Genomic DNA, 20662 nt, shown 5'->3' on the forward strand with positions numbered 1-20662 from the left:
GCATGCCCTCGCCGTCTTGTGTCACGGCGAGAGCCGGCACTTGCGTGTCGATACCGATAACAACGCAGGGCCCAAAGCCCTGCACCACCAAAAGCCAGGCTTAAGAACTGGCATATAAAAAAGTGATAAAGGGAGCTGCACATCGTGAAAACAACAAGCACTGCGTTATTGGCCTTATCTCTCTCGTCGTTCGGCGCGTTGGTTCAGGCAGAGCCAGCCAGCCAGACCTTTGTACCGACCGAGCTGAGTTCAAAGAATGCACAGGCAGATGCCAACGGCTTTATCGAAGATCAACACCTGACCGGCACGACCCGCAACTGGTACGCCAACGAACTGAAGCGTCGTGGCGAGGTTTTCCGCTACAACGACAACGGCATCGCTGAGCAGACCTCGCGTCGTATCAACTGGCAGCAGGGCACCATCGTCAACTACACCTCGGGCTACACGCAGGGTGTTGTAGGTTTCGCCACCGAGCTGGCACTGTACAACGCCATTGCGCTGGACCGTGACACCGATGACTTTGCAGGCAGTTCCAACCGGACCCTCGCTCACCGTGACGGCGATGCAGTCGGTCAGTGGAGCAAAATGGGCCTGGGCAACGTCAAGGCACGTGTCTCCAACACGGTCCTGACCATGGGTCGCCAATCGGTTAACACCCCGGTCATCGCCTTCATCGGCAACCGCGCACTGCCTTCCAGCTTCCAGGGTGTTGCCGTACAGAGCGACGAGCTGAATAACCTGTCGTTTCAAGCCGGTAGTTTCGACCGCGTATCGCCACGTATGGAACAGAGTCTGGACAAGTTCCGCTCCGAGTACGGTGATCGCAGCCAGACCGCCGATCGTCTGGACATGTTCGGCGCTGACTACAAGCCGACCGACAGCCTGACAACCAGCTTTTACGCATCGAATCTGGAAGATTTCTGGCACCAGTACTACTTCGGTTTCACCCACGAACTGGGTGACAGCAAGACACTGGCGCTCAGCACTAACCTGAACTACTACAAGACCAAGGACTCCGGTCAAAGCAAACAAGGCCCTATCGACAACGACACCTACAGCCTGTCCTTCACCGGTACACACAATGCTCACAGCATCAGCCTTGCCTATCAGCAAGTATCTGGCGATGAGTACTTCGACTATGCGCACGACACCAACGCGATCTTCCTGGCCAACTCCCTGCTCTCGGACTTCAACGGCCCGAACGAGAAATCCCTGCAGATCGCCTACGTACTGAACATGGCTGAATACGGTGTGCCTGGTCTGAAGTTCAACATTTACCAGGCGCGCGGCTGGGACATCGACGGCACCAAATACAAAGGCAACGTCTACGGCGACGTCCAGACCATCAATGGCGTTCGGACACCGAGCGGCGTAAATGCAATGGACGGCGAGACTCACTACGAATACGGTATCGGTACGTCGTACTCCGTGCAGTCCGGCCCGCTCAAGGCCACTGCCATTCGCGCCACTTACACCACTCACCGCGCCAGCGAGAATCAGGCTGATGGCAACATCAACGAACTCCGTCTGGTAACCACCATCCCGTTCAACATTCTTTGATTCGCTGAAAACCGTTCTGGTGCAAGGCAACAGCCTTGCGCCAGAACATCACCATCGACGTCAACTCTATGGAGGGTTCACAATGAAACTGTTATCGCTACGCAACTCGATCGCCCTGGCCCTGCTCAGCGTCGCCGTCAGTGTTTCGGCAAAACCCCTGGTAGTCTGCACCGAAGCCAGCCCCGAAGGCTTCGACATGGTGCAATACACGACAGCCGTGACGGCCGATGCCGTGGCTGAAACCGTGTTCAACCGCCTCGCGGATTTCAAACCCGGTACCACGGAAGTGATTCCTGCGCTGGCTGACTCCTGGGACATCAGCGAAGACGGTCTGACCTACACTTTCCACCTGCGTAAAGGCGTCAAGTTCCACACCACCGATTACTTCAAACCGACCCGCGACATGAACGCCGACGATGTGCTCTGGAGTTTCCAGCGTCAGCTGGACCCGAAACACCCGTGGCATGACAAGTCGAGCGTCGGCTTCCCCTATTTTGAAAGCATGGGCTTCAAAGAGCTGCTGAAAAGCGTCGAGAAAACTGACGACTACACCGTCAAGTTCACCCTGACCCGCCGCGAAGCACCATTCCTGGCCGACCTGGCCATGGCTTTCGCCTCTATCTACCCGGCAGAATATGCCGACCAGTTGTTGAAAGCCGACAAGACCAACGATCTAAACAGCAAGCCAATCGGTACCGGCCCGTTCATCTTCCAGCGCTATGCCAAGGATGCGCAGGTACGCTTCAAGGCCAACCCGGATTACTTCCGAGGCAAGCCGCCTGCTGAAGCATTGATTCTGGCCATCGCCACCGACAACAACGTGCGCCTGCAGAAACTCAAGGCCAACGAATGCCAGATCGCGCTGTATCCAAAGCCGGACGATGTCCCAAGCATCAAGAAAGACCCGAATCTGAAAATCGATGAAATGGAGGCCATGACCACCGGCTATATTGCGATCAACACCACGCACAAGTATTTGAGCGATGTGCGGGTACGCAAAGCCATTGACATGACGTTCGACAAGAACGCTTATGTCAACGCGGTGTTCGGCAAGGGCAATGCGCTGGTAGCGGTCAACCCGTATCCACCAACCCTGCTGGGTTACAACAACAGCCTGAAGAATCCGCCGGTTGACCTCGACAAGGCACGCGCCTTGCTGAAGGAAGCAGGTGTGCCGGAGGGCACTACGTTCACCCTGTTCACCCGCAACGGTGGTGGTCCGACCAACCCTAACCCGATGCTCGGTGCGCAAATGATGCAGTCCGATCTGGCAAAGATCGGCATCAAGATCGACATTCGCGTCATGGAATGGGGCGAAATGCTCAAACGCGCCAAGAATGGCGAACATGACATGGTGTCTGCCGGCTGGGCAGGCGACAATGGCGACCCGGACAACTTCCTGACCCCGATGCTTAGTTGTGAAGCGGCGAAAAACGGCGAAAACTATGCACGCTGGTGCAATGCCGAATTCCAGACGCTGATCGACAAGGCTCGCGAAACAGTGAACCCGCAGGAGCGCGCTGGGCTCTATGAACAGGCCCAGGCCATATTCAACAAGGATCAGCCGTGGATCAGCATGGCTCACACCAGAATGTTCACGGCCATGCGTAAAAATGTGGAGGGCTACCAAATCAGCCCGCTCACAACCAACAACTTCGCCACTACCCAGGTGAAGTAGAAAAATAATCCGGCGAGCTCATAACCCGAGACTCGCCGGAGCACGCCTAACCGGCTGATGAGGTACACACCAAGATGTTTAGTTTTATCGCCCGCCGAGTGGGGTTGCTGATACCCACTTTCTTCGGCATCACCTTATTGACCTTCGCCCTGATTCGCCTGATTCCGGGCGACCCGGTCGAAGTCATGATGGGTGAGCGCCGGGTCGATCCGGAAATGCACGCTCAGGCCATGGAGCGTCTGGGTCTGAACAAACCCCTCTACGCCCAGTACATCGATTACATCGGCAAGCTCGCCCAGGGCGACCTCGGTGAATCGCTGCGTACGCGCACCAGTGTCTGGTCCGAATTCACCTCGCTGTTCCCGGCAACCCTGGAGTTGTCGCTGGCAGCACTGATTTTCGCGGGTATTCTCGGCCTGCTCGCCGGGGTGATCGCCGCACTCAAGCGAGGGTCCCTGTTCGACCATGGGGTCATGGGGATTTCCCTGGCGGGCTACTCCATGCCGATCTTCTGGTGGGGCCTGATTCTTATCATGTTCTTCTCGGTATCGCTGGGCTGGACGCCGGTATCCGGACGGATCGACCTGCTGTACGACATTCCGCCAGTCACCGGTTTCATGCTGATCGACACCTTGCTCAGTGACGAACAAGGCGCGTTTCTCGATGCGTTGCATCACCTGATTCTTCCGGCCATCGTGCTGGGCACCATTCCGCTGGCGGTAATCGCCCGGATGACCCGCTCATCGATGCTCGAAGTATTGCGTGAAGACTACGTGCGTACTGCACGGGCCAAAGGCCTGTCGCCGGCTCGCGTGGTATTCGTTCACGGCCTGCGGAACGCGCTGATTCCGGTACTGACCGTGTTCGGTCTGCAAATAGGCACATTGCTGGCCGGGGCGGTACTGACCGAAACGATCTTCTCGTGGCCCGGCATCGGCAAGTGGCTGATCGAAGCCATCGGCGCCCGGGACTATCCGGTCGTGCAAAACGGCATTCTGCTGATCGCCTGTCTGGTGATCCTGGTCAACTTCGTGGTGGATATCCTCTACGGCTTTGCCAACCCACGCATCCGTCATCAGCGCTGAGATCATCGATATGAGCACCCCTACTCCTGCGGTAGCAGTCGATCAAAGCCTGCTTTACCCATCCCCGTACAAAGAATTCTGGCAAGCGTTCTCGAAAAACAAAGGCGCGGTTGCCGGCCTGCTGTTCATGATACTGATCGTGTTCTGCGCCCTGTTCGCCCCGTGGGTTGCACCACATGACCCGAGCGAGCAATACCGTGACTTCCTGCTGACACCTCCGGTGTGGCTTGAAGGCGGTCAATGGCAATTCATCCTCGGCACCGACGAACTGGGCCGCGATCTGCTGTCGCGTCTGATCCAGGGTTCGCGCCTGTCGCTGCTGATCGGTCTGGCATCGGTGGTCATGTCGCTGATCCCGGGCATCCTGCTGGGCTTGCTGGCTGGCTTCTTCCCGCGCGTGCTCGGCCCTTCGGTGATGCGCCTGATGGACATCATGCTGGCCTTGCCATCGCTGCTGCTGGCTGTAGCCATTGTGGCAATTCTCGGCCCTGGCCTGATCAACACGGTGATCGCCATCGCCATCGTGTCGCTGCCGTCCTACGTACGTCTGACCCGCGCTGCGGTAATGGGCGAGCTGAACCGTGACTACGTGACGGCTGCGCGTCTGGCCGGTGCCACCCTGCCACGCCTGATGTTCATCACCGTGCTGCCCAACTGCATGGCGCCGCTGATCGTTCAGGCAACGCTGAGTTTTTCCTCGGCCATTCTCGACGCCGCAGCGCTGGGCTTCCTGGGCCTTGGCGTACAACCGCCGACGCCTGAGTGGGGCACCATGCTCGCCTCGGCGCGCGACTACATCGAACGTGCCTGGTGGGTCGTCAGCCTGCCAGGTCTGACCATTTTGCTCAGCGTGCTGGCAATCAACCTGATGGGCGACGGTCTGCGCGATGCGCTGGACCCGAAACTCAAGAACGCCGCCTGAGGAGATTCGCATGTCACTTCTTGAAATCAAGAATCTCAACGTCCGCTTCGGCGACGCCAAGGCCGTACCTGTTGTGGACGGCCTGTCCCTGAGCGTCGACAAAGGCGAAGTACTGGCCATCGTTGGCGAATCGGGGTCCGGTAAATCCGTGACCATGATGGCGCTGATGGGGCTGATCGATTCGCCCGGCATAATCACTGCCGACGCGCTCAACTTCGACGGCAAGGACCTGCTCAAGCTGAACGCGCGGCAGCGTCGTCGCATCATCGGTAAAGACCTGGCGATGGTTTTCCAGGACCCGATGACCGCGCTGAACCCCAGTTACACCGTGGGCTTCCAGATCGAGGAAGTGCTGCGCCAGCACCTGAACATGTCGGGCAAGGCGGCACGCCAGCGCGCGCTGGAACTGCTGGAAAAGGTCGAAATCCCTGGCGCGGCTGCGCGCCTGAATGCCTACCCGCATCAACTGTCGGGCGGCATGAGCCAGCGTGTGGCAATTGCCATGGCCATCGCCGGCGAACCCAAGCTGCTGATCGCCGACGAACCGACCACCGCGCTGGACGTGACCATTCAGGCGCAGATCATGGAGCTGTTGCTGAGCCTGCAAAAAGAGCAGGACATGGCGCTGGTGCTGATCACTCACGACCTGGCGGTAGTCGCTGAAACCGCCCAGCGCGTCTGTGTGATGTATGCCGGTCAGGCCGTCGAAGTCGGTCAGGTGCCTGGTCTGTTCGAGGTCCCTGCCCACCCGTACAGCGAAGCCTTGCTGGCCGCCATTCCCGAGCACAGCATGGGCGCCGAACGCCTCGCCACGCTGCCGGGCATGGTTCCGGGTCGCTATGACCGGCCACAGGGTTGCCTGCTGTCACCGCGCTGCCCGTATGTGCGCGACAACTGCCGGACCGAACGTCCTGGCCTGGACCCCAAGGCCCATAGCCTGGCGCGCTGCTTCTATCCCTTGAATCAGGAGGTGGCGTAATGAGCGTCGTACTTACCGCCCGCGACCTTACCCGTCACTACGAAGTCTCCCGAGGCCTGTTCAAAGGCACAGCGCTGGTGCGCGCACTTAACGGTGTGTCCTTCGAACTGGAAGCCGGCAAGACCCTGGCTGTGGTCGGCGAGTCCGGCTGTGGCAAGTCGACGCTGGCCCGCGCGCTGACACTGATTGAAGAACCTTCATCGGGTTCGCTGAAAATCGCCGGCCAGGAAGTGACCGGTGCCAGCAAGTCCGAGCGCAAGCAGTTGCGCAAAGACGTGCAGATGGTATTCCAGAGCCCTTACGCGTCGCTCAACCCACGCCAGAAAGTCGGTGACCAGCTCGGCGAGCCGCTGTTGATCAACACCAAACTATCGGCGGCAGAACGTCGGGAAAAAGTGCAGGCGATGATGGCTCAGGTCGGTTTGCGCCCCGAGCATTATCAGCGCTACCCGCACATGTTTTCCGGCGGTCAGCGTCAGCGTATCGCGCTGGCCCGGGCGATGATGCTGCAGCCCAAGGTGCTGATCGCGGACGAACCGACTTCGGCGCTGGACGTGTCGATTCAGGCTCAAGTGCTGAACCTGTTCATGGATTTGCAGCAGGAATTCAACACCGCCTACGTGTTCATCTCCCACAACCTGTCGGTGGTACGTCATGTCGCCGATACGGTATTGGTGATGTACCTGGGACGGCCGGCAGAAATGGGCCCCAAGGAAGAGATCTACAACCGTCCACTGCACCCTTACACTCAGGCACTGCTATCAGCGACCCCGACCATCCATCCGGACCCGCTCAAACCGAAGATCAAGATCGTCGGCGAGCTGCCCAACCCGCTCAACCCGCCAAGCGGCTGCGCCTTCCACAAGCGCTGCCCTTACGCGACGGAACGTTGCGCAACAGACGTACCGGAGCTGCGTCTGGTGGATAACCGCCAGGTGGCCTGCCACTATGCCGAACAATTTGTAGCGGCATAGGCTAGAAGACTATCGTGCCCACGCTCCAGCGTGGGCACGCAGTTCTGGACGCTGCGCGTCCGATCCTTCTCAAAGACTTACGTATCGGCACGCCAGTCAATAAACATCCCGCCTGTAACGCCCTTGCTCGATCAGCTCACTGACTCTCTGCTCTCCCAGCACATCCTTCAAAACCTGATCCACCCCTGCCGCCATACCGAGCAGGCTGCCACAGATATAGATCGCGGCACCGTCGTCCAGCCATGTACGCAGTTCATCCGCCGCCTCGCGCAAGCAGTCCTGCACGTAGACCTTTTCAGCCTGATCACGGGAGAAAGCCAGGTCCAGACGAGTCAGATGGCCAGCCTCCAGCCAGCCCTCCAGTTCGTTACCACAATGAAAATCGTGGCCGCGGTTACGCTCGCCGAATAGCAGCCAGTTGCGCATCTGTCCTTGGGCGATGCGAGCCTTGAGCAGACTGCGCAAACCAGCCAGCCCCGTGCCATTGCCCAGCAAGATCAGCGGGACGGAATCGACAGGCAAATGAAAACTGCTGTTGCGGCGCAGACGCAGACTGATTGCGCTGCCAACGGCGGCATGTTCGGTCAGCCACCCGGAGCCCAGCCCCAGGCTGCCGTCAGGATGAACTTCCTGACGCACGATGAGTTGCAGACGCCCATCTTCCGGAATCGAAGCAATCGAATATTCACGAGCAGATACCGGCACCAACGCGTCGATCAGCGCCTGCGCGTGCAGGCCCACCAGATGCGCACGATTGTGCGGCAGTTGGCGAGTCGCTAACGCCTGCACGAGCGGCTCCTGCAAGCCATCCACAGTTACCGAAGCGCCAGGATCGACACCCAGCCCGGCGAGAAAGGCTTCAATGACCTGCGCCGCATTGCGCGGTATCACCTCGACCAGATCACCCGCCTGCCAGCTCGCTGACGTCGGCGCTTCCAGGTCCAGCAAGCAAACCTTAGAACCACTGCTGCCAGGGTTCAAATGCTCGCGACTCGCAAGCGTCCAGTTCTCGAAAACCGATGCCTGCCAGTGCGTTGAAGGCACGGAGCCAGTCAATTGTCCCAGTTGCTGCTGCCAGTGTTGCAGGGCTGCTGGATCAGCGCTGTCCACTTCAACAGGCGGGAACAACGTGCGCCCGCCATGCTTGGCCAACCAGCCATGCAAACGATGGGCGAAACCGCAGAAATGCGGGTATTGCCGGTCGCCAAGGGCCAGAACGGCGTAATCGAGCTGCTTCAGTTCCAGCGGACGGCCCAGCAACTTACGCTCGAAACCCCGCGCGCTGTCGGGCGCCTCGCCCTCACCAAAGGTGCTGACGACAAAAAGCGCCTTACGGCTATGACTGAAATCCTCTTCGGTCAGATCGCCCAGCTGCTTCAAGCGCACCGACACTCCTGAAGCCTGCAACTGGCCCGCAGTCTGCCAGGCCAACTGCTCGGCAAAACCGCTTTGGCTGGCGAAACCAATCAGCCAGGAAGCGGCGTCATCTGCCCCTTCACCCTGAACCTCGCCGCGCGCACTTATGACAGCACGTTGCTTGCGACGTCGATCCAGGTACAACAGCCAGCCGGTAATAAAGAACAGCGGCATCATCAACGATGCAGCCGTCATGATGAGCCGACCGACGAGACCGAAATAGCTGCCAACGTGCAGCGCATAATTGCTGGCAAGCAATTGCGCGCCGAAACTGCGCTCTGCATAGCGTGAAACCGAGCTGACCTGACCGTTGGCCGGATCAAGCGTGATGCTGTTCAAGGCTCGTGGATGGGGTGAGTCCTTGAGCAGATAGAACACCGTGGCCGGTTGGCCGCCAGAAGCAGGCAGGCGCAAGTTATAAGCGCGCAGTTCAGGCCCGGCGGTTTTCTGCACACTGTCCCAGACGGCAGCATAATCCACTACCAACGGCGCGGCTTTGCTGGCTGGGGCCACAGGGGCTTTGCGCTGTGCCGGCAGCGAATCTCCCAGCAGCCTGTTCAGACCATTGCCCACCCAATCATAAGACCAGTTCAGGCCCGTGATCGCGAACAGCAGGTAGAACAACAGGCACCAGGTACCAAAGACCGAATGCAGGTCCCAGTTGAAACTGCGACCCTTTTTGGCCCAGTCCATCGTCAGCCAGACACGCCAGTTCAGTGCGTTGCGAGGCCAACGCAGGTAGAGCCCGGACAGGCAGAAGAACACCAGCACCAGTGTGCAGGCCGCAGTGATCTGCTTACCCACCTCACCTGCAGCCAGATAACGATGCAGTTGCAGGACAAAGTCGAAAAAGCCCTCACCTACAGCATCGCCTTTCAGCTCGCCTGTATAGGGATCGAAATTGCGTTTGGGACCGCGCCGTTCGCCCTGTTCGGGTGTGAAATACACTTGGGCAGCACGATTGCCGAGTGTATCGACGCGCAAAATAGCGACCGTCAGCCCGGTCGCAGCCTCCAGCCTGTGCACAAGCTCAATGGGTGCCAGTGTCGCGGAACGCTCCTCAACGAGTAGAACGTCAGGGTTCAGAACGTCGAGAATTTCGTCTTCAAACGAATACAGCGCGCCCGTAATGCCCATCAGCGCCAACACCAGACCTGCGGTGATTCCAAAGAACCAGTGCAGTTGAAACAGGACCTTCTTCAACACCAATGCTCCACCACCTTTGGGCTGCGGCACGCATTATGCTCCAGATGTGATTTATTCTCATCTCTAAATTCATCCAGGCCCCGCTGGGCATTACCCCCCCGCTGACGCGGCGTGTAGCAATTCATTAAACGCCCGGAATTTATATATTTAACACCCTGTTCATAAACCTATAAGTCCGAACACTTTGATTACCGCAATGCCTCTATTTCCTTACAACATCCGCCCCTGTTTCTACTTTGACGTCCACGACCATCAAACCCTAACCTGTGTTCAGCGCGAAACTATCAACTCGCTGCGGGGATCACTGCCTGCTCCCTGAATGGAAATAAGGATATGTCCATGAATAGAATGTTTGCACAAATGGTACTTGAGGAAAACCCGACGGGGGACCGCATTGCCGACGACGCCATAAAGACCGCCAAACTGTTTGGCACCTTGTCGGCGGCCAGTGATTCGGAAGTCACACGGGCTCCGGGCCTGATCCTGACAAAAGAGCAAATCATCAATCTGAAGCACTATGAAATTGAAGCACTTGCCTTACCGATCAGGATTGAAGATGTGATTACCTACCTGGGCTATTCAGAGGCGATGGCGACGGGGCTTGAGCCCGACGACTTTCTGAAGAGTTTTTCGTTGATCCACAAGCACGCTCAACGTTGGGACCCGTTGCGCAACGACCTGCTGGCAATTGGCAGCAAGCTCAAGGTGTTTGCGGGGCAGATGCTGGTATACGGCAAAGGCATGGACGAGATCAATGACGATATTAAAAGCGCAAGAATCGTTGAAGCACATGACATCAAAACGCTTGAAGATGTGAAGCGCTTGCACCTTGAGCTGGGCGACACGTTTCCGGGAATCGAACTGGATGATGAAGACAAGACGACCGCGAGGGACATCCAGGCCTACCTCGCCGAAATTCTCGCCATCGTCCGACGCAATCTTGAGGACACGCAAACTATCAAAGTTGCACTGGATCAGTTCGGTCTGGACCTTTCAACGCACGTCAAACCCGAGATTCAACGCAAGGTTGCCGCCATCGAAAGTAATTCGCTGCCCGCGGATGTAGCAAGGCTAAGCGCAGCAATCGAACAACGCTCAAAAGATATCGATGAGAAAAACGCAGAATACAAAGCGTCGGTCGAACAGTCCCTGAGTTCGCTGGGCAAGTTCAATGTTGTCGGGCTGGCCCTCAGTATCTATTTCGGCGTAGAGGCAGAGGGCGTGCGAAATGCCCGCAACGAACTGCAGGGTCAGCAGGCCCGAGACATAGAGGCGCTTCAACATAAAGACGCGGTGCTTGGCCTGTTGAACAAAGTCAAATTCAAACTGCAGAACCTTGTCACCATCGTTATTGATGCTGACGTGGCAACCAAAAACCTGATTACCGTCTGGAACACACTGTTTCTCTACATCGAAAGTTCTGCCCAGCATTCATCCGACATCAGTGATGCCCTGACACTGCGAACGTTCATGCTTCGTTTCAGACAAGTCGTCAAGCCATGGGAAGCCATCGAGCACGACGCCAATGCCTTGTTGAACGTTTTCAAGGAAGCAGACGAAGAATACAAACGAATTTACGGAGATTTATAATGAACACCACCACTGCCCCCCGCAACGTACCGCTGGTCACCCTGGCACCTGACACATCTGCCATGGCCACCAGTTTGAATCTGATGAACGACAGCCTGTTCAAGGCTGATGTACTGTTTGCCAGTACCCGTTACCTTCCCCACCTGTACGAAAAATTCAAACGCCTCAATACCGTCGTCATCACCGAACAGCAGCAACTCGCAGAGCATTGCGCCCGAGTGGTGATCAATGTCGAGTCAAACATCCCCTTGCTGCGCGCTTGTAACCTGCAACTGAACAGCAACAAAGACCCGGAAGAAAACGCCGAGCTCCAGGCTGAACGAAGCCACTTGCTGAAAGCGTCATTAAGCCTGGTCAGCGCCGAGGGGCACCAGTTGAACAAAGCCTTGAGCCTGATGACGGCCAATCATGATCGTCAGCAAACTCAGAAGTTTCAGCAAAGCCTGTCAAATGACGCCGTTGGCGCAACGGCCAACAACGCCGTGATGGCTGCCGAGCTTGTCAGGCTGACAGAGGAGCGCCGGGTACTGAGCGGGGCCATCGCTGCCATCGAGAGCAAGGGGCTGGCCGGCATTGCCAAAGACACTGTGATCACCGCACAAAGCGTGATGGCACTGGGTATGCAGCCACCGGAGATGGCGCTGATCACCCTCGCCCTGGAACACATGAAGGCAACGATCGAGCAAAGTGCCGAAGGGATAAATCTCATTGCCATGTTCAAACGCCGTGATGGCCTGCGCCTGCGCTTCGACACACTGACGGCGACATTGACCGAGGCCGAGAAAAGCAGACTGGAGCTCTTGCAGCGCATTGAGCTGATCGGGCATTTTCATGCCATGGATGAGCAATGCGCTGTCTATGCCGAACACTACCGGAAGATCGTAAAAACCCTGGAGAACTTCACTGCTCTCAACGACGCACCGGCATCCGATGATCAGCAGCGCAGCACGCGCCTGATCGACTCGGGCTTGCAACTGGTTGCTTATCTAACGCTCATTCGATAAGCGCATACGGGCCCAGGATGACTGAACTTCTCGTACAACAAGGCGATTTAAAAGACCTTATGACCTACCTTCAAGTCCTGCAGAGGCTTGCAACGCTTACTCGCTCGTTCAAGGTCCATCTGGACCAGGTGCCCGCGCCAAGGCACTCCTCTTATCCCATCCCGGATATCCAGAGAACGTTGAAAATTGCCCGTAGCGATTTATCCGGATGGTTAGCGTTTCTGCCCGATATCAAAGCCGTTCAGCGCAGTCTCGACGTCAGTGTGAAAGAACTTCTGAACGCGGCGGCAAGTGACACGCAAGGTGAAGCGCTTATTGCACAGTTGATGGGCGCTGCGGGCGACCGGCTGCTGTCGTTTGAAAATGCGTTTGATCACAAGCAGCAAACACTGGAAACACTCAAGCAAGGTGTTTGTAAAGTCTTGCCACGGGTAATGGACTTTATGAACACTCACTTTTACAGCCACGCACGCCAGCATGGCCTCACACTCGAAAAACAGCCTTCGACTGTATTGGCGAATAGTCTGCCGCTGTCTTTCGACGAACCTGGGGCTGTCATCAGTCCAGAAGAACGCCTGCTGCGCGCACAAGGCTATGCGTTCAGAACGCAGCAATGGTATGTACTTGCCTACACCGCTGCCGCCAATCTTGGCGCCTATCTGCTGCGTATGTGGAGCCTGCTCTGGGCATGCCTGGGTCACATCGTTGAAGTACGCAGGGCCGAAAAACCTTCACGCCGCCGCCTGGAGTCAAGGTTGCTGATCATCAACCTGAATGAAATCCAGCGTCTTTCAAGAGGGTTTGACGCGCAGCAGGCAAACGCAGCCTGAACACCGAACGGCACTCAAAAAAACCCGCGATCACTCGCGGGTTTTTCGCATCAGAACGTCGCTTACAGATAGAACGATTTCAACGGTGGAAAGCCGTTGAATTCCACTGCGCTGTAGCTGGTGGTGTAGGCACCGGTCGACAACCAGTACATACGGTCACCGATGGCCAGGTTGAGCGGCAGGCCGTACTTGTAGTTCTCGTACATGATGTCGGCGCTGTCGCAGGTCGGACCGGCAATGACCACTTCTTCCATTTCGCCTTTCTTCTCGGTCCAGATCGGAAACTTGATGGCTTCGTCCATGGTTTCGATCAGACCGGAGAACTTGCCCACGTCGGTGTATACCCAACGCTCGACCGCAGTACGCGACTTGCGGGCAACCAGTACCACTTCGCTGACCAGAATACCGGCGTTGGAGATCAACGAACGGCCTGGCTCGAGAATGATTTCCGGCAGGTCGTCACCAAAGTCTTCCTTCAGGAAGCGGATGATCTCTTCGGCGTAGGTTTCGAGGCTGTTGGTACGGGTGATGTAGTTGGCCGGGAAGCCGCCACCCATGTTGATCAGCTTGAGAACGATGCCGTCCTCTTCTTTCAGACGCTCGAAGATCACTTTGACCTTGGCGATGGCAGCGTCCCAGACGCTGATGTCGCGCTGCTGCGAGCCGACGTGGAAGGAGATGCCGTAAGGCACCAGACCCAGATCACGGGCAAGAATCAGCAGGTCCATGGCCATGTCGGTCTGGCAGCCAAACTTGCGCGACAGCGGCCAGTCGGCGGTGGTCGAGCCTTCGGTCAGAATACGCACGTAGACTTTCGCGCCCGGTGCAGCCTTGGCAATGTTGCGCAGGTCGGCTTCGGAGTCGGTGGCGAACAGACGCACGCCCTTCTCGTAGAAGTAACGAATGTCCTTGGATTTCTTGATGGTGTTGCCGTAGCTCATGCGCTCCGGACCAACGCCGCAGCTCAGGACCTTGTCCAGCTCGTAGATCGAGGCGATGTCGAAGCTCGAACCCTTTTCCTTGAGCAGATTGATGACTTCAACGGCAGGGTTGGCCTTGACCGCATAGTAAACCTTGGCGAATTCGAAGCCCGCACGCAGGTCGTCATATGCCTTGCTGATGATGTCAGTATCAATGACCACGAACGGGGTTTCTTGCTTGTCAGCGAACGCCTTCATTTTCTTGAAGGTTTCGGCTGAGTAGTAGTCTTCGACATTGATCGGCATGCTGCTGGAACTCCTATTGGCAAACGGTATTGGTCAATGGGTACAAATGAACGCCCTCCGTATCCCCACTTTGGTTCGCCTACTTCCCAAGGCATGTCGCCGAAAGCAAAAAGGCCCTGAAGGGCTGCCTTCCTGGCCTTGCTGTCTCGTCGTCAGTACTTGAGCCGGATGGATCGTTTCCAGCATGGACGTTCGGCGCGAACTTTAGGACCTGAGGGGCCGGATATCAACAAAAAATGTCGCGTTTTTGCACAGGGCTCTCGAGTTGCCTTCCCAAGCACCTGTTTAACCGACCTGCATGACAGGCAGATGTTCCCCGCACGGATCACCGGGGGCTGAAAGGGAATGGCTGGATAGGTCGGGTTTGCCAATAAAACAAGGATCAGCACTGGGCGCACCGGGCAAGCACAGCGATTACCGATAGCAAAGGCGGCTGACGAATCAGGAAGGTGACGCTGAATAAAAGATTCAGGAGATAACGCGTCGTTCGCGGGGAAAAGGTACAGAAACAGTGTAAGCCCGGTACCTCGCAGGCACCGGGCTTACATTGCGAGACTTACACCTGTGCTTCGGCTGCAACGTCCGCAGGCGAAACAATGCTGGTCTTCATGCCACGCGAACGGCCCGAGCTCAGATACGCCGCAATGGACTCTTGCGTCACTTCACCCAGGAACACGTTCTCGGCGTCCAGCACCGGCAGCCAGGCGCGGTTGAACTCGTACATGCGCGACAGCAGGATGCGCAAGTGCTCGTCGTAAGCGGCAGTGGCGTTGAATTCACGCAGGAACTGCGCGCACGTGCCCTGCTGGCGATGCAGGTCACGACGACGCACATAGCCCATCGCCTTGTTCTCGCTGTCGGTGACAACGATGTAGCGACGGTCGTTTTCGTCCATCACTTCCAGAGCGTCGGCAACCGGGGTTTCCGGGCTGACCGACGGCGCGTTGTCGGCGGCGTCTTCGGCCTTGACCAGCAGCAGGCGCTTGAGGGTGCTGTCCTGACCGACGAAGCTGCTGACGAAGTCGTCAGCCGGATGCGCGAGCAGGGTGTCCGGATGATCGATCTGCAGCAGTTTGCCGCCACGGAAAATCGCGATCTTGTCACCCAGCTTGATGGCTTCATCGATGTCGTGGCTGACCATGATCACAGTCTTGTTCAGCGCGCGCTGCATCTCGAAGAACTCGTTCTGGATCATCTCGCGGTTGATCGGGTCGACCGCACCGAACGGTTCGTCCATCAACAGCAAGGGTGCGTCCGCAGCCAGTGCACGGATCACGCCGATACGCTGTTGCTGACCGCCGGACAATTCACGCGGGTAGCGATGCAGGTACTGCTTGGGCTCCAGCTTGATCATGCTCATCAGTTCACGGGCACGGTCATGGCAACGCTGCTTGTCCCAGCCGAGCAGCTTGGGCACCACCACGATGTTTTCTTCGATGGTCATGTTCGGGAACAGACCGATCTGCTGAATCACATAGCCGATGTTGCGACGCAGGGTCACTTCGTCCAGATCAGTGGTGTCTTCACCATTGATCAGCACCTTGCCGGAAGTCGGCATGATCAGGCGGTTGATCATTTTCAGCGTGGTGCTCTTGCCGCAGCCCGAGGGGCCGAGGAAGACGCAGATTTCGCCTTCATTGACCGTGAGGCTGACCGAATCGACAGCCTTCACTTCTTTGCCGTTGCTCTGGAAAGTCTTGGAGAGGTTCTGGAGTTCGATCATTTCAGTAATCCTTTTGGAGTCAGCGTGCGTTGCAGCCATTGCAGGAGAAGGTCGGCGATGATGGCCAGAATGCTGACCAGTACCGCGCCGACGATCAGCATCGACATATCGCTGCGGCTGATTGAAGCGAGAATGAGTACACCCAGACCACCGGCACCGATGGTCGCGGCGATGGTCATGACACCGATATTCATCACCACGGCGGTGCGCACACCAGCGAGGATGACGGGTACGGCGATAGGCAGTTCAACCATGCGCAGGCGCTGGCCGAAGGTCATGCCGATGCCTTTGGCGGCTTCGCGGATACCCGGTTCTACCCCGGTCAGCGCCAGGTAGGTGTTACGCATGATCGGCAGCAGCGAGTAAAGGAACACCGCGGTAATCGCCGGCATCGGGCCAAGGCCCTGGCCGAACTTGGAGTAGAACGGCAACAGCAGACCGAACAGAGCAATCGATGGGACGGTCAACAACACCGTGGCGCTGGCCTGCAAAGGGCCCGCCAGTACTGGAAAACGCGTCATCAACACGCCCAGGGGCACACCGACGACAATCGCCAGGGTCACGGCGATGCCGACCAGCGTGATGTGCTGCCAGGTCAGTTGCAGAACCTGTGCCCAATCCAGATGGGAGAAGGCGCTCAAGAAACTCATATCGTCTCCTTCCTTAATTCAATGGGTGCTGACGCAGAAAATCTGCAGCAACCGTGGAGGGGCTTTCATGGCCGACGTCGACGCGAGCGTTGAGGTCGATCATGGTCTGGTTGTCCAGCAGATCAGCCAGTGGCTTGAGCAGCGTGGCGATGTCCGGATGCTTGTCCAGATACTCCTGGCGGATCACCGGCGCAGCGGTGTAGTCCGGGAAATAATGCTTGTCGTCTTCCAGCACTTTCAGTTTGAACGCGTTGAGACGTCCGTCGGTGGTGTACACCAGACCGGCGAAAACCTGACCGTTACGCAGCGCGGTGTAGACCAGCCCGGCGTCCATCTGCCGGGTGTTTTCACGACCGAGATTCATGTCGTAGTGCTTGACCATACCGATCAGGCCGTCGGAACGGTTGGCAAACTCGGTGTCCAGCGCTACGACATGACCCTCTTTGGCTTCGTCCTTGAGCACTTTGGTCAGGTCGGTCATGGTGTTGACCTGCGGGTACTTGTCAGCCACTTTTTGCGGCAGTGCCAGCGCGTAGGTGTTGTTGAATTTCGACGGCGAAAGCCAGACCAGGCCTTTCTTGGCATCGACTTCCTTCACTCGCGCGTAAGTCTGTGCGCTGTCGAGTTTTTCATCGATATGGTTGTAGGCAACCAGCGACACACCGGTGTATTCCCAGAGCAGATCCAGCTGACCGCTTTCCTGTGCGCTACGCGCAAGGTTGCTGCCAAGACCGCCGGTAATCTGTACATCGTAGTTCTTGGTTCGCAGGTATTGCGCAGTCAGCTCGGCAAGCATGGTCTGCTCGGTGAAAACCCGTGCTCCGACCCGTAAAAGCGGTTTATCCACCGCTTGGGCAAATGCCGGAAACAGCAAGGCAAAGCCTAAAAACAAGCATATTCTTTTCATGATAATTCCTTCGCTCAGCGAGCCAGACCGCGTTCCAGCCAGAGACGACTGGCCAGTATCACCAGCCCGTCAAGCAGCAGCGCCAGCAGAGCGGTACACGCCGCACCCAGCACCAGTTGCGGCTGGTTGTTCAAGGCGATGCCAGGGAAAATCAGGCTGCCCAGGCTATTGGCGCCGATGAGGAACGCCAGCGGCGCGGTCCCGACATTGATCGCCAGCGCGACACGCACACCACCGATGATGATCGGCACGGCGTTAGGCAACTCGACACGCCACAGCACCTGACGCGGGGTCATGCCGATGCCGACCGCAGCTTCCTTGAGTGAACCCTGAACGTTTTTCAGGCCTTCATAGGTGTTACGCACGATGGGCAATAAAGAGGCGAGGAACAGCGCAAAGATCGCAGGCCCGCTGCCGATCCCGAGTATCCCGAGGGCAATGGCCAGAACGGCGAGAGGAGGAACGGTGTTGCCAATGTTGAAGATCTGCATGAAACGTTCGGCGCGGCCAACCATGCTCGGTCGGCTGAGGGCGATGCCTGCGGGGATACCGACCACCAGGGCCGCCAACATTGAAACCAGAACCAGAATCAGGTGAGCCTGAAGGTAGAACAGCAGGTCATCCTGGTATTGCTTGATAGTACTGATGCCGATCCAGTGGATCAGCAGGGCCAGGAGTGCGATAACAACCGCACCTCCCAATAGCCCCTTGCCATAGCGATTAGCCACAGGCGGACTCCTTATTTCAGTCGGCGAACGCGTTGACCAGAGCATCCAGAAAAGGACACCGGCAATAACGTTCGCGAAGAGCAGCGGGTGGGTCGCCGGTAAGGGTTTAACCTCGGCGAAAACACAAGCCATAAGCGCAGCTTCGTCAAGCCAACATACTGATGAATCAGCCCCTTGCGTTGGCTTCGTTGCGAGCCTTGACGGGGGAGTGGACGTCTCCACGACCTGAAAGGTTCCCAAACGAGACATTATCTGGCCATCGTTTATTGTCTGAACGGTTCGGTTATTGCCGCGAGTTGAGCTATAATCTGCGCCCTTTTTCAATCCCATCCCAGGCGATTTCCCATGACCCAACAGGCCGCCGAAGTCGCGAAACGCCGCACTTTCGCCATTATTTCCCACCCGGATGCGGGTAAAACCACCATCACGGAAAAACTCCTGCTGATGGGCAAGGCCATTTCCGTCGCCGGTACGGTCAAGTCGCGTAAATCCGACCGTCACGCCACCTCCGACTGGATGGAAATGGAGAAACAACGCGGTATTTCCATCACCACATCCGTGATGCAGTTTCCGTATCGCGAGCACATGATTAACCTGCTCGACACACCGGGCCACGAAGACTTCTCCGAAGACACCTACCGCACCCTGACGGCGGTCGACTCGGCCTTGATGGTCCTCGACGGCGGTAAAGGCGTCGAGCCACGCACCATCGCGCTGATGGATGTCTGCCGTCTGCGCGACACGCCTATCGTCAGCTTCATCAACAAGCTCGACCGCGACATCCGCGACCCGATCGAGCTGCTCGATGAAATCGAAGCGGTCCTCAAGATCAAGGCGGCACCGATCACCTGGCCGATTGGTTGCTACCGGGACTTCAAGGGTGTCTATCACCTGGCCGACGACTACATCATTGTCTACACCGCAGGTCATGGCCACGAGCGTACCGAAACCAAAATCATCGAGAAGCTCGATTCGGACGAAGCCCGCGCCCATCTGGGTGACGAGTACGACCGCTTTGTCGAGCAACTGGAACTGGTCCAGGGTGCCTGCCACGAGTTCAACCAGCAGGAATTCATCGACGGTCAGCTGACCCCGGTGTTCTTCGGTACCGCGCTGGGCAACTTCGGCGTCGACCATGTACTCGATGCCGTGGTGAACTGGGCGCCCAAGCCGCTGGCACGTGTGGCCAACGAGCGCACCGTCGAGCCGGCGGAAGAGAAATTCAGCGGTTTCGTGTTCAAGATCCAGGCGAACATGGACCCCAAGCACCGCGACCGCATCGCCTTCATGCGTATCTGCTCGGGTCGTTATGACAAGGGCATGAAAATGCGCCACGTGCGCCTGGGCAAGGACGTACGGATCGGCGACGCTCTGACGTTCTTCTCTTCGGAGCGCGAGCAACTGGAAGAAGCCTACGCCGGTGACATCATTGGCTTGCACAACCACGGCACCATCCAGATTGGCGATACGTTCACCGAAGGCGAAGCACTGGGCTTTACCGGTATTCCGCACTTTGCCCCGGAGCTGTTCCGCCGCGTGCGTCTGAAGGACCCGCTCAAGTCCAAGCAACTGCGTCAGGGCCTTCAGCAGCTGGCCGAAGAAGGCGCCACGCAGGTGTTCTTCCCGCAGCGCAGCAACGACATCATCCTCGGCGCCGTCGGTGTGCTGCAGTTCGATGTGGTCGCCAGCCGTCTGAAGGAAGAATACAAGGTCGAGTGCGCCTACGAGCCGATCACCGTCTGGTCAGCCCGCTGGATCGACTGCGCCGACAAGAAGAAGCTTGAAGAGTTTGAGAACAAGGCTGTGGAAAACCTGGCAGTGGACGGCGGCGGTCACCTGACCTACCTCGCCCCTACCCGCGTGAACCTGGCGCTGATGGAAGAACGCTGGCCCGACGTGAAATTCCGCGCCACCCGCGAGCATCACTGACAGGCCGACGGCGTCGCCATGTGACGCAGAGCGTCACGAACGGCATTCCCACGCGGAGCTTGAGGAACGATAGTTCTGTAACTATCGTCCCGATGCTCTGCGTCGGGCGTGAGGACTGACAAGTGTCCGAGAGAACACCTATCGTGCCGACGCTCCGCGTCGGCATGTAGTTCTGGACGCTCTGCGCCCGCTCCCGGCTAGCATTCCCTGACCTGCGTCAACCATTCGGCGCAAAATGAGAATTAATCTCAATAG

At 57.6% G+C, this 20662-nt stretch carries 16 protein-coding genes; 10 read left to right on the forward strand and 6 right to left on the reverse strand.

Features of this window, described 5'->3' with window-relative positions; genetic code table 11:
* Positions 1-144: 144 nt before the first annotated feature.
* From RGM3321_RS21120 to RGM3321_RS21145, 6 genes are all read left to right on the forward strand, one after another.
* Positions 145-1560 (forward strand): OprD family porin, encoded by a 1416-nt coding sequence (locus RGM3321_RS21120; protein WP_244394689.1) that lies wholly within the window; start codon positions 145-147, stop codon positions 1558-1560.
* Between the two features lie 82 nt (positions 1561-1642).
* Positions 1643-3238: an ABC transporter substrate-binding protein gene (locus tag RGM3321_RS21125; RefSeq protein ID WP_244394690.1), complete on the forward strand. Its 1596-nt coding sequence runs from the start codon at positions 1643-1645 to the stop codon at positions 3236-3238.
* A gap of 74 nt (positions 3239-3312) precedes the next feature.
* Positions 3313-4323, forward strand: a complete 1011-nt coding sequence (locus tag RGM3321_RS21130) for an ABC transporter permease subunit (protein ID WP_005620502.1) — start codon at positions 3313-3315, stop codon at positions 4321-4323.
* 10 nt (positions 4324-4333) lie between these two features.
* Complete coding sequence (locus RGM3321_RS21135; RefSeq protein WP_002555194.1) at positions 4334-5245, forward strand: ABC transporter permease subunit; 912 nt, start codon at positions 4334-4336, stop codon at positions 5243-5245.
* Between the two features lie 10 nt (positions 5246-5255).
* Positions 5256-6224: an ABC transporter ATP-binding protein gene (locus RGM3321_RS21140; RefSeq protein WP_058400638.1), complete on the forward strand. Its 969-nt coding sequence runs from the start codon at positions 5256-5258 to the stop codon at positions 6222-6224.
* A complete protein-coding gene (locus tag RGM3321_RS21145) occupies positions 6224-7198 on the forward strand; it encodes a peptide ABC transporter ATP-binding protein (RefSeq protein WP_244394691.1) in 975 nt (324 codons plus the stop codon). The genes RGM3321_RS21140 and RGM3321_RS21145 overlap by 1 nt, the downstream gene beginning before the upstream one ends.
* 96 nt (positions 7199-7294) lie before the next feature.
* Here the strand turns inward: RGM3321_RS21145 and RGM3321_RS21150 are convergent, their stop codons facing one another.
* Positions 7295-9817, reverse strand: a complete 2523-nt coding sequence (locus tag RGM3321_RS21150; protein WP_244394750.1) for a sulfite reductase flavoprotein subunit alpha — start codon at positions 9815-9817, stop codon at positions 7295-7297.
* 342 nt (positions 9818-10159) lie between these two features.
* Between RGM3321_RS21150 and RGM3321_RS21155 the strand changes: the two genes are divergently transcribed.
* From RGM3321_RS21155 to RGM3321_RS21165, 3 genes are read left to right on the forward strand one after another with little or no spacing between them, the layout of a single operon-like run.
* Complete coding sequence (locus RGM3321_RS21155) at positions 10160-11410, forward strand: alpha-xenorhabdolysin family binary toxin subunit A (protein WP_244394692.1); 1251 nt, start codon at positions 10160-10162, stop codon at positions 11408-11410.
* Positions 11410-12414: an alpha-xenorhabdolysin family binary toxin subunit B gene (locus RGM3321_RS21160; protein ID WP_244394693.1), complete on the forward strand. Its 1005-nt coding sequence runs from the start codon at positions 11410-11412 to the stop codon at positions 12412-12414. The genes RGM3321_RS21155 and RGM3321_RS21160 overlap by 1 nt, the downstream gene beginning before the upstream one ends.
* A 17-nt stretch (positions 12415-12431) precedes the next feature.
* Positions 12432-13244 carry a hypothetical protein gene (locus RGM3321_RS21165; RefSeq protein WP_244394694.1) on the forward strand — a complete coding sequence of 271 codons (813 nt, stop codon included), beginning with the start codon at positions 12432-12434 and terminating at the stop codon, positions 13242-13244.
* A gap of 62 nt (positions 13245-13306) precedes the next feature.
* On the opposite strand, the gene RGM3321_RS21170 is transcribed toward RGM3321_RS21165, so the two are convergent.
* The 5 genes from RGM3321_RS21170 to RGM3321_RS21190 form a co-directional block, all read right to left on the reverse strand.
* Positions 13307-14470 (reverse strand): type III PLP-dependent enzyme, encoded by a 1164-nt coding sequence (locus RGM3321_RS21170; RefSeq protein WP_003368674.1) that lies wholly within the window; start codon positions 14468-14470, stop codon positions 13307-13309.
* 556 nt (positions 14471-15026) lie between these two features.
* The gene (locus RGM3321_RS21175) at positions 15027-16193 is read right to left on the reverse strand and encodes an ABC transporter ATP-binding protein (protein WP_244394695.1); all 1167 of its coding nucleotides are present in this window, start codon (positions 16191-16193) and stop codon (positions 15027-15029) included.
* Positions 16190-16843, reverse strand: coding sequence for an ABC transporter permease (locus RGM3321_RS21180; protein ID WP_244394696.1), 654 nt, complete (start codon positions 16841-16843; stop codon positions 16190-16192). Before RGM3321_RS21180 ends, RGM3321_RS21175 begins: the two co-directional genes overlap by 4 nt.
* A gap of 13 nt (positions 16844-16856) precedes the next feature.
* The gene (locus RGM3321_RS21185) at positions 16857-17750 is read right to left on the reverse strand and encodes a glycine betaine ABC transporter substrate-binding protein (RefSeq protein WP_244394697.1); all 894 of its coding nucleotides are present in this window, start codon (positions 17748-17750) and stop codon (positions 16857-16859) included.
* Between the two features lie 14 nt (positions 17751-17764).
* Positions 17765-18478, reverse strand: a complete 714-nt coding sequence (locus tag RGM3321_RS21190; protein ID WP_002555212.1) for an ABC transporter permease — start codon at positions 18476-18478, stop codon at positions 17765-17767.
* A gap of 345 nt (positions 18479-18823) precedes the next feature.
* On the opposite strand from RGM3321_RS21190, the gene RGM3321_RS21195 reads away from it, so the two are divergent.
* Positions 18824-20407, forward strand: a complete 1584-nt coding sequence (locus tag RGM3321_RS21195) for a peptide chain release factor 3 (RefSeq protein ID WP_244394698.1) — start codon at positions 18824-18826, stop codon at positions 20405-20407.
* The last annotated feature ends 255 nt before the right edge of the window (positions 20408-20662 follow it).

Source organism: Pseudomonas sp. RGM 3321, from assembly GCF_022836805.1.
Classification (GTDB): domain Bacteria; phylum Pseudomonadota; class Gammaproteobacteria; order Pseudomonadales; family Pseudomonadaceae; genus Aquipseudomonas.

What these genes read in the sequence shown, in the direction of transcription:
- RGM3321_RS21130 (WP_005620502.1), top strand. Translation starts at nt 3,313, where the DNA reads ATGTTTAGTTTTATCGCCCGCCGAGTGGGGTTGCTGATACCCACTTTC.
- RGM3321_RS21135 (WP_002555194.1), top strand. Translation starts at nt 4,334, where the DNA reads ATGAGCACCCCTACTCCTGCGGTAGCAGTCGATCAAAGCCTGCTTTAC.
- RGM3321_RS21180 (WP_244394696.1), bottom strand. Translation starts at nt 16,843, where the DNA reads ATGAGTTTCTTGAGCGCCTTCTCCCATCTGGATTGGGCACAGGTTCTG.
- RGM3321_RS21140 (WP_058400638.1), top strand. Translation starts at nt 5,256, where the DNA reads ATGTCACTTCTTGAAATCAAGAATCTCAACGTCCGCTTCGGCGACGCC.
- RGM3321_RS21160 (WP_244394693.1), top strand. Translation starts at nt 11,410, where the DNA reads ATGAACACCACCACTGCCCCCCGCAACGTACCGCTGGTCACCCTGGCA.
- RGM3321_RS21165 (WP_244394694.1), top strand. Translation starts at nt 12,432, where the DNA reads ATGACTGAACTTCTCGTACAACAAGGCGATTTAAAAGACCTTATGACC.
- RGM3321_RS21170 (WP_003368674.1), bottom strand. Translation starts at nt 14,470, where the DNA reads ATGCCGATCAATGTCGAAGACTACTACTCAGCCGAAACCTTCAAGAAA.
- RGM3321_RS21195 (WP_244394698.1), top strand. Translation starts at nt 18,824, where the DNA reads ATGACCCAACAGGCCGCCGAAGTCGCGAAACGCCGCACTTTCGCCATT.
- RGM3321_RS21155 (WP_244394692.1), top strand. Translation starts at nt 10,160, where the DNA reads ATGAATAGAATGTTTGCACAAATGGTACTTGAGGAAAACCCGACGGGG.
- RGM3321_RS21145 (WP_244394691.1), top strand. Translation starts at nt 6,224, where the DNA reads ATGAGCGTCGTACTTACCGCCCGCGACCTTACCCGTCACTACGAAGTC.
- RGM3321_RS21125 (WP_244394690.1), top strand. Translation starts at nt 1,643, where the DNA reads ATGAAACTGTTATCGCTACGCAACTCGATCGCCCTGGCCCTGCTCAGC.
- RGM3321_RS21185 (WP_244394697.1), bottom strand. Translation starts at nt 17,750, where the DNA reads ATGAAAAGAATATGCTTGTTTTTAGGCTTTGCCTTGCTGTTTCCGGCA.
- RGM3321_RS21175 (WP_244394695.1), bottom strand. Translation starts at nt 16,193, where the DNA reads ATGATCGAACTCCAGAACCTCTCCAAGACTTTCCAGAGCAACGGCAAA.